Here is a 13,956-nt window from a genome sequence, read left to right on the forward strand (position 1 = left end):
CTGTCATCATGGGCAACTCCGACGACACGCCTCCGGATGCCTTCGTTACCTCTCCTGGGCGCCGTCGGTGAACTAGATTGTGGAGGCGTTCTCGCTTCGGACGAGGCGCGCCGGCAAGCCCACGACTGACACGTGACCAGCCCTCACGGTGTCGTTAGGAGCGACGAACATGAATGGCGATCCCGACGTACTGAAATTGCTGAATGAGCAATTGACGAGCGAATTGACGGCGATCAACCAATATTTCCTGCATTCGAAGATGCAAGAGAGTTGGGGCTTCACCGAGCTCGCCGGACACACGCGCAAGGAAGCCTTCGAGGAGATGAACCACGCGGAGGCGATCACCGACCGCATCCTGCTGCTCAACGGGCTTCCGAACTATCAACGGCTGTTCTCCCTCAAGGTGGGCCAGACGCTGCGCGAGCAGTTCGAGGCAGACCTGACGGTCGAGTACGACGTCGTCGCCCGGCTCAAGCCCGGCGTGGTCATGTGCCGCCTGAAGGAGGATTCCACCAGCGCGACTCTGCTGGAGACGATCCTCGCCGACGAAGAGCAGCACATCGACTACCTGGAGACGCAGCTCGAGTTGATGGACAAGCTCGGCGAGCAGCTCTACGCCGCCCAGTGCGTGGCACGCCCGCCGCAATAGGCACGTCGGCTCTAGCGGCCTGGCCGGAAAACTAGAACCTGTTCCAGAAACGTCGTCTCCGGCGTACTATGCGCCCATGAGCAGAATCGGGGACTTCGCCGACGACGACGCAGCCGGGTGGATCACGCGGTCTCCCGACATCGGCATCCCGATGGCGGGATTCACCAACGCCGTCTACACCAAGAACCGGCTGCCGATGCGCACTCGCGAGCTGGCCCGCATGGTGCTCGCACTCGACAACGAATGCGTGGTGTGCCAGAACACGCGCGACTCCGCGGCTGAGGCGGCCGGGGTGGACGAGGACCTCTACGCGCACGCCGCCGAATGGAAGACCTGGCCCGGCTACAGCCCCCAGGAGCGCGTCGCAGCCGAGTTCGCCGCCCGATTCGCCAACGGCCACACCGAGTTACGCGACGACGAAGACTTCTGGGCGCGCTGCAACGAGCAGTTCGACGCCGAACTGCTGACCGACCTGGCTCTGTCGTGTGCGATGTGGCTCGGCATGGGCCGAGTGCTGCGAACGTTGGACATCGGCCAGTCCTGCAAGATCACGCTCTAACCTGCGCCGCCGCCAGGTCCGTGCAGAATGGGCCCATGGCAGCCACACCACTCACCGCCGCAGCCACGTCCACCCTCGAGTCGGCCGGAGTCACCACTCTGGTCGGCACTGTCGTCAACGCGGCGGGGCTTTGTCACGCCAAGACCGTGCCGTTGAGCAGGATGAGTGCATTCGCCAACCCCGGGCTTGGTGCCAGTCCGGTCTGGCACGTGTTCACTATCGACCAGTCGGGCATTGCCGTCGGCGGCGCCATCGGTGTCGTCGGCGACCAGCGGATCCGCGTGGACGTCGACGCGCTGAGAATCCTCGGCGACGGCCTGGCTTGGGCACCGGGCTCGTTCTTCGACCAGGACGGTGCTCCCGACCCCTTCTGCAGCAGAGGCGCGTTGGCGCGCATCGAAGAGCGCCTCGCCGCCGCAGGCCTCAGCGCACTCGTCGGCCACGAGATGGAGTTCGTCCTGGTCGCGCCCGACGGCGCCGCCCTGCCGTCACATCTGTGGGCGCAGTACGGACTGGCCGGTGTCCTGGAATTCGAGGGATTCGTCCGCGACGTCACCGAAGCGGCCACGACCGCCGGGGTGTCCGTCGAGCAGTTCCACCCCGAATACGGTGCCAACCAATTCGAGATCTCGTTGGCGCCCAAGCCACCGGTCGCCGCGGCCGATCAGCTGATGGCCACCCGGATCCTGGTGGCAAGGACCGCCAGACGGCACGGGCTTCGCGTGAGCCTGTCTCCGGTGCCGTTCGCGGGAAGCGTCGGTTCCGGTGCGCATCAACACTTCTCGCTTCGCCACGACGGGGTTCCGCTGTTCTCCGGCGGCCAGGGAGCGCAGGGGATGAGGCCCGCCGGCGAAGCTGCCGTAGCCGGCGTGCTGGCCGGTTTGCCCGAGGCGCAGGCCATGCTGTGCGGTTCCATCCTGTCGGGTCTGCGAATGCAGCCGGGCAGTTGGGCGGGTGCCAGCGTGTGCTGGGGTACCGAGAACCGCGAGGCGGCCGTCCGCTTCCTGCGGGGTGGGCCTGGCAACGCGCACGGTGCGAACGTCGAGGTGAAGGTCGTCGACCCCACGGCGAACCCCTACCTTGCAACGGCGGCGATCCTCGGGCTCGCCCTGGACGGCATCGAACGCGAACTGCCGCTTCTACCCGAGGTGGCGGTCGACCCCGGGACTCTGTCCGCCGACGAACGGACCACGGCCGACATCGGCCTGCTGTCCACCGATCAAGGGGCCGTCGTCACCGCCCTGGCCGAATCGGCGCTGCTGCGAGGCATTCTCGGTGACGCCGTGGTGGATTCGGTTGTCGCCGTTCGACGGTACGAGCACGAGCACTTCGCCGATCTGACGCCCGAGGAACTGGCCGAGAAGTTCCGGCTGGCATGGAGTGTTTAGGGAGCGTGTGTAGGGCGAGTGCTCGAAGTGCCCTGAGTCGGCGGCACTAGCACTCGACTCCGACATTCCGGTGCCCCAGGCGAGGTTGTCCACAGGCAGGCGACTTATACACAGAACGATTGCAGCGCAATCACTTTCGTCGTCCGACGCTGTAAGATCGAAAGTATGTTCGACAGCTTGGTGGACGCCACGACCGGCACCTCGGGTGCCGGTTCGCTTGCGGCGTGGGCACGGGTGGAGTCCGCAGCGTGCGCTCGCAAGGTGGCGGCGATGGCGGCCATGCTGAGGTCTGCCTACGCCGCCTCCGGGTCAGCCGATCGTGACCAGTGGTGCCTGGACAACTTCGACGCCGTCGCCGCCCATATCGGCGCAGAGGCCCGCATCACCCATGGCGCCGCCTCCAATCAACTGCTGATCGCCGTCGCGCTGCACGAACGATTCCCGCTGGTCGCGGCAGTGTTCGCCGAAGGACTGATCACCTACCAACTGGTGCGCACAGTGGTGCAGCGCGGCGCCCTGGTCGTCGACCCTGTGGCATTACATGAACTCGACCGACTGTTGGCCGAAGCGCTGAGCACCCGGGAGCCCATGTCGGTCGCGACGGCGGAGAAGACCGTGGACGCCTTCGTCGCCCAGGTCGACCCCCACGCAGTGCGCCGCACCGAAACCAAGGCACGCGGGCGTGCGGTGGACGTGGCGATCGACGAGGACGGCAGCGGCATGGCCACCGTCTACGCCACGCTGTTCGCCCATGACGCCGAGGCCTTCGACGCCCGCGTCGACGCCCTGGCTCGCACCATCTGCCCGGCCGACCCGCGCACGCTGGACCAACGCCGCGCCGACGCCATCGGCGCCCTGGCCCACGGGGCCGACCGCCTGGCCTGCCTCTGCGATGCCGACGACTGCCCGGCCGGTGAGAACCCGCCCTCGACGGGGGTGGTGGTCTACGTGATCGCGAGCGCGGACACCCTCGACGAACGGCCCACACCGCCGCCAGGGCTCGACACTCCGGAGCCCACCGTGCCCGAACCGGCCGACACCGTGGACGCCGACTCCGATGACGCTGCCACACCGAGTAATTCGGCCGGCGACCCCGCCGACGGGCGAGCGAGCCTCGACGGTGAACCGCCGGCGATGTCTACCAAGCCGAAGCGCGAGCTGACCCTCACCGAAGCCCTCACCCCCGCACTGGGTCGGCTCGCCGGCCTGCGGCCCGCCGCGATGATGGGCGGGCAGTTCCTACCCGGGGCGATCGCCTGCCGGGCCAGCCAAGGGGCCACCATCACTCCGGTGGTGCACCCTGGCCAATCCCCACCGGAACCCTAGAACTTGGCCTGACGATGCCAGTGGCGCGGGGATTGAGATCGCCAACCAACCCTCAGACGACGCCGCTCGCGTCGTACATCCACGACATGTCGGCGTTGGCGAAGTCCTCCAGCCATGACGGGGGAGCGTGGTTCGCCAGCGCGCTCATGTCCCAGTAGTCCTTCCACAGCGAGATCTTGCCGTCCTCCACCCGGTGCACGGTGACGAACCGGAGCACGGCCGATTCTCCCGTCGCCCAATGCCATTCCTCGTGATGTTCGTACATGGCGTTGACGCCGTCGACGACGAGCAGTCCGGTGAAGTTCTCGTAGGAGGCCAACGGCTCGAGGCCGATCTTCAGCCTCTTGACGATGTCGTCGGGTCCCTTCGCCGCGGCGGCGGGCCCGACCGGCACGTCAAGATAGATGCAGTCCTCGGAGAGGTGGGACTTCAACCCCTCCCAGTCACGGGCCGACAGTGCCGCCCACATGTCCAACACCGTCTTCTCAACCGACACTGGTCAACTCGTCCTTCTGCGTGGGGATGGCGGGGGACTTGTGCGCGGTGCGCAGGAAGCGACCCGTGCGTCGTCGGCCGACCAGATCGGTGGGCTCGCCGTCGAGGAACACGGCCCGACCGCCGACGAGTACCGCCCTGACCGTCTCGTCGTTGCGGTTCACCATGCGCGACAACCCGCCGTACTGCTCGACGGGTTCCTCGGCGTAGGCGTCCAGTCGCTCGTCGAGGCAGGCGGGGTCGACGATCGTGACGTCGGCACGGTCACCGATCCGCAGATGCCCGGCGTCGAGCCGATACCAGTCGGCCAGCTCGCCGGTCAGCCGGTGAACCGCCTGCTCGACGGTCATGAACGGCGTGCCTGCGGCTTCCGCGTCTCGGACGTGCCGCAGCAGTCGCAGACCCATGTTGTAGAAGGCCATGTTCCGCAGGTGCGCGCCGGCATCGGAGAAGCCCATCTGCACACCGGGATCGCGGGCCAGCTTCTTGAGCACCTCCGGCCGGTGGTTGGAAATCGTCGTCCGCCAGCGCAATGCGGCGCCGTGCTCCAACACCAGGTCCAGGAACGCGTCGACTGGATGGATGTTGCCCCGGTCGACGCCGACCTGTCCGAAGGACTTCCCGATCACGCTGGCGTCCGGGCAGTCGACGATGTCGGCGTCGAAGAAGTCGCGGTGCCAGACCCGCACGCCGAACTTGCTCTCGTAGTCCTTGCGGAACCTGCGGCGGTAGTCCTCGTCGCGCATCATCGCGTTGCGCTCGACCTCGTCGCGCAGGTGCAGGGCCGCCGCACCCGTGCCGAACTCCTCGAAGATCACCAAGTCGATGCCGTCGGCGTACACCTCGAACGGCACGGGCAGGTGCTGCCAGCGGAAGTTCCCGCCAAGCCGGTTGATCAGCCGGGCGACCGGACCCATCATCGCGATCGCGTACGGGTTGGACTTGACGTCGGCCGCCGACAGCAGGCTCGTCTTGAGCGGGTTGCGGAAGATGCCGAGCGACTGTGCGAGCTGGGACCCCAGGTTGACCGGGTTCTCGATGTTGGGCCCCGACTGCAGAATGCGACCGGCCTTGCGCAGCAACGACTTCAGCCGCCGCTGCTCGCGCGCCCCGGCGTAGGTCGACGGCAGGGTGCGCGACCGGCAGACGTCACCGTCGAGCTTGTCGAAGAGCAGTTGCATCGACGACATTCCGACGAAGCCCGCCTGCAGGGCCTCGGCGAGCATGCGCTCCATCTCCGCTTGCTCACTGCGGGTGGGCCGCTCGCGCTTGCGCGTCGCGCGGTCGAGACCCATGACCGCCGTCCGCATGTCGGAGTGGCCGATGAACGCCGCCAGGTTGGGTCCGAGCGGCATCCCTTCGAGCGCCTCGACGTACTCCTCGCACGTGCGCCACGTCTTGCGGCCGTCGACCGCGGCGATGACGTGCTCGCGAGGGATCGCCTCGACGCGGCCGAACAGATCCCCGGCCTCGGTGCCGTCGACGTGGATGGTCGACAGGGAGCAGGAACCCAGCATCACGGTGGTCACGCCGTGGCGCAGCGACTCGGCCAGCGCGGGTCCGTTGAGCACCTCGACGTCGTAGTGGGTGTGAATGTCGAGCATGCCGGGCAGCACCCAGTGGCCGGTCGCGTCGATCACGCGCGGGCAGTGGGTGGCGTCGAGCTCGTCGGCCGAGATCGCCACCACGTGGCCGTCCCGGATGCCGACGTGGCGGATCGCGGATGCCGCTCCGGTGCCGTCGAACCATCGGCCGTTTCGAATGATCGTGTCGTACGTCACTCCGCCATAGAACAGCCGCGGAGCACCCCTGTCAACGAAATCGTGAACAGATTGGCAAAAATGTCTACTGTTCGGCCCAGGCGTCCGGTTGACGGCCGTCGACGTCGGTGAAGCCGTACTCGCGGGCAAGCTGAACCGAACTGGCAGACCGCTGATTCCATCGCGCCCGGTCCGGGTCGGCCGCGATGGCCGCCACCCCCCGGCCGACGAAACGCGGTGTCTCCGATTCGGTGAAGGACGGGGGAGCGACGGGACCGTCGGCCCGGCCCGGGTCGAGGGCGTCCCGCCAATTGGTCGCACCGACCAGGTAGTTCTCGAGCATCATCTCCGAGCGCAACCAGCCGGGCGTGACGGCCACCGCCGCGCACCCGAACGGCGCCAGATCGTGGCCCTGGCTGAACGCGATCCTGTTGACCGACACCTTGGCGAGGTCGTAGAACGCCGACAGTCGGTAGTGCTGCGCGTTGAACTCGGCCGTGCCGTCGGTCACCTCGACGAGCAGGCCACCCGGTCGGGTGACCACCAGCGGCAACAGACAATGCGAGGTGATGAGGTGGGTGTCCACCCCGAGCCGGAGGATTCGCAGCCCGTCGTCGAGGTCGTGCTCCCACATCGGTCGGTTCCACGTCGACGGTGGCCCCTTGAGAATCTCGGCTCCCCAGATGTCGTTGACGAGGATGTCCACCACGCCGTAGTCGCATCGGAGACGTTCGGCCAACGCACGCACCTGGGCAACGTCGAGGTGGTCGGTCGGAATCGCCACACCGACTCCGCCCAGCTCGGTGACGAGTTGTGCTGTCTCCTCGACGGTTTCGGGCCGATCGTAATCGGAACGGAGATCGGCGGCCGAGCTGGTGCGGCCCGTGCACACCACCGTGGCACCCGCCTCGCCCAGCGCAGCCGCGATGCCGCGACCCGCACCACGGGTAGCCCCGGCGACCACGGCGATACGCCCTGCGAGGGCGCGGCCGGCCGCGGGGGAGAACATGACGTCGAGTATTAGCCGTCGGAGGGGTTTGCCATCGCAACTTGGAAAATCTGCGGGCATACTCGGTTTGGTGACTCCGCTGCAGCGTTACATCGCCGAAGAGATCGCGACCGATCACGTCGAGGGGTTGATGTCCCGCCGGGAGGCCATCCGAAGGCTCGCGCTGATCGGTGTCGGCGCCGCGGCGGCCTCCTCGCTCATCGCCGCGTGCAGCGCCCAGGAGAAGCCCGCCGACGGCACTCCGACCGCCGACGCGCCGGTGACCTCCAGCGGCGCGGCCACCGAAAAGGCCCCTCCGCCAGGGATAGAGAACGCCGTCCAGACCGAACCCGTCACCTGGACGGGACCCCGCGGTGAACTGCAGGGGGCCTGGGCCGCGGCCCAGACGCCCAAGGGCGCGGTGCTCGTCATCCACGAGAACAAGGGCCTCACCGACTGGGCGCGCTCCGTCGCGGGGCGTTTCGCCGGGATCGGCTACTCCAGCCTGGCGGTCGACTTGCTCTCCGCCGACGGTGGCACGGCGAAGTTCACCGATCCCGCCGAGGCCACCGCGGCGCTGAGCAAGATCGCCCCTCAGGACTTCGTCGCCGACCTCAAGTCCGGCGTCGAGGAACTGCAGCGCCGGACGCCAGGCGTGAAGGTGGCGGCCGTCGGGTTCTGCATGGGCGGCGGCCTGGTGTGGCAACTGCTGGCCGCAGGGGAGCCGCAGTTGGCCGCGGCGGTGCCGTTCTACGGCCCGACGCCCGACGACGCCGATTTCAGCGGGTCGAAGGACGTCGCGGTGCTGGCGTTCTACGGGTCCAAGGACGCGCGGGTCACCGGCACCAAGGACGCCGCCCAGCAGGCCCTCGACAAGGCGGGCGTCGTCAACGAACTCGTCGTCGAACAGGGCGCCGACCACGCATTCTTCAACGACACCGGCGAGCGCTACGACCCCACCGCGGCCGCCGACGCGTGGCAGCGCGTGCAGGCCTGGTTCACCAGGTACGTCGGTTAGCACCGGTGGCGGAAGCGGTTTGAACAACGCCCAGTCCGGGCAACCCTCTTTCCAGCGAGCACGTCAATATCGGCGTGCCCATTCGAAGGAGCTGGACATGAGCACCAACACCGTCGTCATCATCGTCGTTGCCGTCGTGGTGGTCCTGCTGTTGATCCTCGGCCTGTCGTTCGCCGCGCGCAGCGCGCGTGACAAGAAGCGCCTTGCCGAGGCCGACCGCATTCGCGACGAAGCCCGCGAGGAGAGCGCGCGCGTCGAGAAGCGCGAGGCGATCGCTGCCGAGACCGAGGCCAAGGCTCGCGCCGCCGCTGCCGAAGCCGAAGCCAAGGCCGCCGAAGCCGCCCGTCTCAGCGACCGGGCCGCCAGCCACCGCGACGAGGCCGCGTCGTCTCGCGAGGAGCTGGACTCCAAGTTCCAGCAAGCCGATTCGCTTGACCCGCGCCGCAAGGACGACGCCGACGCCGCATACGCGCTCGCCGAGAAGGAGCGCGCCAAGCACGAGGATCTGAACGAGCGGACCGAGCGCGACGAGCTTCAGCCGACCCAGCGCACCGAACGCGACCCGCAGCACCGCGTCGTCAACTAGGTCGCCCTAGCGGGGCGTCCACGCGACGGGCAGTCGCTTGATGCCGTGGATGAAGGCGGATTGCAGCCGGGCCGGTTCCTCGGTGGCGACGACGTCAGGGATCCGGCGGTGCAATTCCTTGAAGGCAACGGTGATTTCGCGCCGAGCCAGGTTGGCCCCCAGACAGAAGTGTGCGCCGCCGCCACCGAATCCGACGTGCGGGTTCGGATGGCGGCGTACGTCGAAGGCGTAGGGATCGTCGAACTTGGCGTCGTCCCGGTTGGCCGACCCGTACCAGAGCGTGACCTTGTCACCCTCGGCAAGGGACACGCCGCTGAGCTCTGTCGGACGGGTCACGGTGCGCCGCATGTACGCGACTGGTGACGCCCACCGCACCACCTCTTCGACGGCGGTGGGGGCGACTGCGTCGTAGTCGTTCCACCAGAGGTCACGCTGTTCCGGATGCCGGCTCAAGGCGAGGACGCCGTGGCTGATGGCGTTGCGGGTGGTCTCGTTGCCCGCCACCACCAGAAGGATGAAGAAGGACGCCACCTCGGCCGAGGTCAGCCGCTCACCGTCCAGTTCGGCCTGCACCAGGCTGATGGTCAGATCGTCGCCAGGCGTGGCACGACGGTCGTCGGCGAGGGCGGCGGCGTAGGCGCCGATGTCCATCGCCACCTTGACGAACTCGTCGAAGTCCGCGGTAATTTCGGGATCGCCGAAGCCGAGAATCACGTTCGTCCAGTTGAAGACGTTCTGGTGCTCGGACTCGGGGATGCCCATCATGTCGCAGATGATCTGAAGGGGTAGCGGCCCGGCCAGGGCGGCCACCAGATCGCAGGAGCCGTCCGGATGGTCGGTGATCATCGACTGCACCAGCCGCCGGGCCCGGTCGCGGACCGAGTCCTCGATGCGGGCCAACACCCTTGGGGTGAAAGCACTTCGGACGATGTTGCGGAGCCGGGTGTGACGGGGATCGTCTATGGCGATCATCGAGCCGAAGTATTCGGCCAACTCCGGTGACTGGTCACCGATGACGATGCCCTGGGCGGAACTGAAGATCTCGGGATGCCGGCTGGCGTGGAACACGTCGTCGTACCGGGTGACGGCCCAGTGTCCGCGGCCCTGCTCGAAACCGTCCTGGATGAACTCCGGATGCTTCGACACCGGGGCTTCCCGCCGCAGAGTGGCGAACGCGCCGTCACGTACATCGTCGTCGAGAGCCCAGAAGTCCCACGAGCCGAGGTTGACGTCGGCAAGTGCGACGTCAGGCGGCGGTGCACCGTTGACACGTAAGGAAATACCCACGATGCCGAGCGTAACCTCAGGGCCGCGCTTCGTGACCGGATCGGCCGTGCGTGCGTCGTTCGTCCTTCATCCTCGCCTCGAACAGGTGCCGCTCGCCCCCGACGAGATCGTCGCGCACCCGGCGTTCGTGATTGCGGAACTCCGTCCAATAGCCGTCGTCGAACTCCTCGACGACCTGAAACGTCCACCGCCCGTGCAGCACGTTGCGGCCCACCAGTTCGGTCTCCAGTCGGTCGGCGACGTCGCCGTGCCCCGCCTCGCGCAGCTCGTCGCAGGCGTCGCCCAGGGTCAGGTCGGCATGGCCCATGAGTTGATGAAACGAATACAGGTGCCCGCGGGCGCGCTCGACGAACTCGAGGGCCTCGGAGACCTTGCCGACCGCGGAGACGGTGTCGTCGTTGACTGTCATGCAGGGCACTTACCCCGCGGCCCGTCCGCCCAATCGACCGCCACGTTCGGCGATGGGCTGCGCGTGGCCATCGGCCCGTGATACCACCGACGGGTGCGCAACCCACATGCAGGACAGCCCTTTACGGACTCCGACGAGGAGATCGCCGAAGCGCTGCTCGACGTCAGCATCCCGACGTTGATGCTGTCGTTGGTCCACATGTCGGGTGATCCCAGCCTGATCCGCGGCGCGCTGAAACCTGCCGGCCTGTTCCTCAACGAGGTCCAGGGATACATGTCCGAAGAGGACAAGGCGGCGGTCAGGACCCTTGCCGTCGACGTGATCGGCGACTACCGCGACCGCGGCTGCCCCGACCCCGAACCGGTCGGCGGCGACCTCCTCAAGGAAATGATGGAGTGGCTCGTCTGCGAACCGGTGCCGGACGAGTACGTGCCGATGCTGCTCGAGGAGATGGAACTCGACGGCAGAGACAGCCGGGCCGCCCACTCGCCCGCATCGGCGGCTGCCCGCGACGACTTTCCCGTCGTCGTCATCGGGTGCGGGGAATCCGGTCTGCTGGCCGGCATCCGGCTCAAGGAAGCGGGCATCCCCTTCACCATCGTCGAGAAGAACGCCGGACCCGGCGGCACCTGGTACCGCAACACCTACCCGGGCGCGCGCGTCGACGTCGGAAATCACTTCTACTGCTACAGCTTCGAACCGACCGACCAGTGGACGCACTTCTTCGCCGGGCAGCCCGAACTGCAGGCATACTTTCAGCGCGTCATGGACAAGTACGACGTCGGGGCGCACGTCAGATGGGAAACCGAAGTCACCGAGGCCAATTGGGACGACGCCGCGTCCGTGTGGACCGTTCGCACCCGCGGGGTCGACGGTGCGGAGTCGACATTGCGTGCGCGGGCGGTCATCAGCGCCGTCGGACAGCTGGACCGTCCGTTCCTACCTGCGATCACCGGTCGGGACTCGTTCGCGGGCAATGCCTTTCACTCCGCCGAGTGGGATCATTCGGTGGACCTGCGCGGGCGACGCGTTGCGATGATCGGCGCCGGTGCCAGCGGTTTCCAGATCGCGCCGACGATCGCCGACGAGGTCGAACACCTCACCGTCTTCCAACGCACGGCCCAATGGATGTTCCCCAACCCCAACTAACACGAGCCCGTCGGAGCGGGAGTGCAATGGGCGCTGCGTCATCTGCCGTTCTACGGGCGGTGGTACCGGTTCCTGCTGTTCTGGCCCGGCTGCGACAAGGGACTGGCGGCGGCTCGCGTCGACCCCGACTATCCAGACCAACAGCGCGCCGTCAGCGAAATCAACGAGCTCACCCGAATGATGTTCACCGAGTGGATCACCAGTCAGATCGGCGACGACCCCGACCTCGCGGCCAAGGTGATCCCGGACTACCCGGCGACGGGCAAGCGCACGCTGCAGGACAACGGCAGTTGGTTGAAGACGTTGACCCGCGACGACGTCGACCTGGTCCGCACGCCGATCGACCACGTCGACGCCGAGGGGGTGGTCACCGTCGACGGGACGCGTCATCCCGTCGACGTCATCGTCTACGCGACCGGTTTCCGCGCCACCGAGGTGCTGTGGCCCATGACGGTCACCGGCCGCGACGGCCATGATCTGCGTGACCGGTGGGGTGAACGCCCCGCGGCCTACCTCGGCATCACCGTGCCCGGCTATCCGAACTTCTTCTGTATGTACGGACCCGGCACCAATTTGGCCAGCGGCGGCAGCTTGATCTTTCACTCCGAATGCCAGATGCGTTACATCTCAGGATGTTTGGACCACTTGATCGACGGCGGACACCGGTGGATGGAGCCGCGCCAGGACAAGGCCGACGACTGGGTACGGCGAAGTCAGGAGGAGATGCAGACGATGGTGTGGGCGCAGCCGTCGGTCGCGCACTCGTTCTACAAGAACAGCCACGGCGAGGTGTACACGTTGAGCCCGTGGCGACTGGTCGACTACTGGGCCTGGACGCGGGTGCCCGAACCGGACGACTTCGTGTTCGGCTGAGTCACGCTTCTGCTCACCCTTCTACGACGGCCTTGACGCGTTCCAACGTCTTCCGCATGTCGCGGATGTTGCGGCGCTTGCGGAGTTGACCGCCGAACAGGCCGAACAGCGTCGTCATCAGCCCCTCGTTCATCCGGAACGACTCGGTGACCTCGGTGCCACCCCCGGCCGGGACGAAGCGGTAGTGCCAGTTGTTCACCGGCCGATCGCCGAGGAGCACCTCGAAGCCGAACTCGCGGCCCGGCTCGCAGGCCGTCACTCGACAGGTCGTCCAGTAGACCGGACCGATCTCGTTGCGCTTGACGTGCCCGCGGAACGTCGCCCCGAGCGCCGGCCCGGTGGCGCCGTCGAGCCACTCCGCCTCGAACGTCTCGGGGGAGAACTTGCCGGTGTTGCGGACGTCTGCGACGAGGTCCCACACCTTCTCCGCGGGAGCGTCCATCGCCACCGTCACTGATGCCTGCATCGGTGCACCTGCTTCCGCCGTAGACCGCCATGGTCAGGTGTCACCCTAGGCGGGTGACGTACTCGAAGGACCGTGACCGAGCAGACCCGTCGGCATCGCGGGCAGACTGGGTGGGGTGAAGATCCGATTCGGCGTCGGCCTCGGCGCGGGCCCAGAGGCCAGTCCTGCCGAACTCCCGCACCTGGTCGACCGGCTCGAGGCCGCGGGCGTCGACTCACTCTGGTTCTCCGAGCTGGTCTACACCGACGCCGTCGACCCCTTCGTCGGAATGGCGTACGCGCTGTCGCGAACCACCAAGCTCAAGGTCGGCACCTCGGTCATGATCCTGCCCGGCCGTCACCCGGTGCTCGTCGCCAAGCAGCTCGCGTCGCTGGCCGCCCTGGCCCCCAAGCGGGTCCTGCCCGTCTTCGGTCTCCGCTCGGCGCTCCCCGAGGAGCGTGACGTCTTCGTGGTCCCCGACGGACGGCGCGCCGCGGTCTTCGACGAGTCGCTGCGGATGCTGACCACGGCGCTGCGATCCGACGGCGCCGACTTCTCCGGCGAGTTCTTCACCGCCACGGCCATGGCCGTCGGCCCGCGCCCGGCCAAGCCGCTCGACATCTGGCTGGGTGGCTCCGCGCCTGCCGCCTTTCGCCGCATCGGTCGTCTCGCCGACGGGTGGTTGGGCTCGTTCCTCACCCCCGAGGAGGCCGGGCGTGGCCGCGAGCAGATCGAAGCGGCCGCCGAAGAGGCAGGTCGAGCCGTCGAACCCGACCACTACGGGATCAACGTCGCCGTAGCGGAGAACGGACTACCCGACGAGGTGCTGGCCTCGATCCGAGCCCGCCGGCCCGACGTCGACCCCACCGAGTTGGTCGCCGACGGTTGGCCGGCTCTCCACCGGATGGTCGACGGGTACCTGGACGCCGGGTTGACCAAGTTCGTCATCCGCCCGGTCGGCGGCGCGAGCACCGACGAGTTCGTCGACCGGTTCGCCAGCGAACTGCTACCACGGGAGAACTGA

The 13,956-nt window shown here is 67.5% G+C and carries 13 protein-coding genes and 1 pseudogene; 8 read left to right on the plus strand and 6 right to left on the minus strand.

The annotated features are described in order from the left end of the window. Window positions 1-169: 169 nt before the first annotated feature. The 4 genes from bfr (at window position 170) to ASD37_RS01070 (ending at window position 3,922) form a co-directional block, all read left to right on the plus strand. The gene (gene bfr / locus ASD37_RS01055) at window positions 170-649 is read left to right on the plus strand and encodes a bacterioferritin (protein WP_056546797.1); all 480 of its coding nucleotides are present in this window, start codon (window positions 170-172) and stop codon (window positions 647-649) included. Window positions 650-725: 76 nt separating this feature from the next. Continuing rightward, a complete protein-coding gene (locus ASD37_RS01060; protein ID WP_056546800.1) occupies window positions 726-1,208 on the plus strand; it encodes a carboxymuconolactone decarboxylase family protein in 483 nt (160 codons plus the stop codon). A 35-nt stretch (window positions 1,209-1,243) separates the two neighbouring features. Continuing rightward, complete coding sequence (locus tag ASD37_RS01065) at window positions 1,244-2,596, plus strand: glutamine synthetase family protein (protein ID WP_056546802.1); 1,353 nt, start codon at window positions 1,244-1,246, stop codon at window positions 2,594-2,596. 165 nt (window positions 2,597-2,761) lie between these two features. Further along, window positions 2,762-3,922: a DUF222 domain-containing protein gene (locus tag ASD37_RS01070; protein ID WP_056546805.1), complete on the plus strand. Its 1,161-nt coding sequence runs from the start codon at window positions 2,762-2,764 to the stop codon at window positions 3,920-3,922. A 52-nt stretch (window positions 3,923-3,974) separates the two neighbouring features. Here ASD37_RS01070 and ASD37_RS01075 read toward each other — a convergent pair whose 3' ends face one another. The 3 genes from ASD37_RS01075 to ASD37_RS01085 form a co-directional block, all read right to left on the minus strand. Next, entirely contained in the window at window positions 3,975-4,418 is a 444-nt protein-coding gene (locus ASD37_RS01075) for a nuclear transport factor 2 family protein (protein WP_056546808.1), read from the minus strand. Continuing rightward, window positions 4,408-6,198, minus strand: a complete 1,791-nt coding sequence (locus ASD37_RS01080) for an amidohydrolase family protein (RefSeq protein ID WP_056546813.1) — start codon at window positions 6,196-6,198, stop codon at window positions 4,408-4,410. The genes ASD37_RS01075 and ASD37_RS01080 overlap by 11 nt, the downstream gene beginning before the upstream one ends. Before the next feature lie 64 nt (window positions 6,199-6,262). Next, a complete protein-coding gene (locus ASD37_RS01085) occupies window positions 6,263-7,186 on the minus strand; it encodes an SDR family oxidoreductase (RefSeq protein WP_056546815.1) in 924 nt (307 codons plus the stop codon). Between the two features lie 70 nt (window positions 7,187-7,256). Between ASD37_RS01085 and ASD37_RS01090 the strand changes: the two genes are divergently transcribed. Then, complete coding sequence (locus tag ASD37_RS01090) at window positions 7,257-8,183, plus strand: dienelactone hydrolase family protein (RefSeq protein ID WP_056546819.1); 927 nt, start codon at window positions 7,257-7,259, stop codon at window positions 8,181-8,183. 97 nt (window positions 8,184-8,280) lie between these two features. Continuing rightward, on the plus strand, window positions 8,281-8,769 hold the full coding sequence (locus ASD37_RS01095) for a hypothetical protein (protein WP_056546822.1): 489 nt from the start codon (window positions 8,281-8,283) through the stop codon (window positions 8,767-8,769). 6 nt (window positions 8,770-8,775) lie between these two features. Here ASD37_RS01095 and ASD37_RS01100 read toward each other — a convergent pair whose 3' ends face one another. After that, window positions 8,776-10,056 (minus strand): cytochrome P450, encoded by a 1,281-nt coding sequence (locus ASD37_RS01100; RefSeq protein WP_056546824.1) that lies wholly within the window; start codon window positions 10,054-10,056, stop codon window positions 8,776-8,778. A gap of 16 nt (window positions 10,057-10,072) precedes the next feature. After that, window positions 10,073-10,465, minus strand: coding sequence for a hypothetical protein (locus ASD37_RS01105; protein WP_056546827.1), 393 nt, complete (start codon window positions 10,463-10,465; stop codon window positions 10,073-10,075). A 93-nt stretch (window positions 10,466-10,558) separates the two neighbouring features. Between ASD37_RS01105 and ASD37_RS01110 the strand changes: the two are divergent. Beyond that, window positions 10,559-12,487, plus strand: a pseudogene (locus tag ASD37_RS01110) (flavin-containing monooxygenase). A 13-nt stretch (window positions 12,488-12,500) separates the two neighbouring features. Here the strand turns inward: ASD37_RS01110 and ASD37_RS01115 are convergent. Continuing rightward, a complete protein-coding gene (locus tag ASD37_RS01115; RefSeq protein ID WP_056546829.1) occupies window positions 12,501-12,953 on the minus strand; it encodes an SRPBCC family protein in 453 nt (150 codons plus the stop codon). Window positions 12,954-13,068: 115 nt separating this feature from the next. On the opposite strand from ASD37_RS01115, the gene ASD37_RS01120 reads away from it, so the two are divergent. Then, the gene (locus ASD37_RS01120; RefSeq protein WP_056546832.1) at window positions 13,069-13,956 is read left to right on the plus strand and encodes a TIGR03854 family LLM class F420-dependent oxidoreductase; all 888 of its coding nucleotides are present in this window, start codon (window positions 13,069-13,071) and stop codon (window positions 13,954-13,956) included.

Source organism: Mycobacterium sp. Root135, assembly GCF_001426545.1.
Classification (GTDB): domain Bacteria; phylum Actinomycetota; class Actinomycetes; order Mycobacteriales; family Mycobacteriaceae; genus Mycobacterium.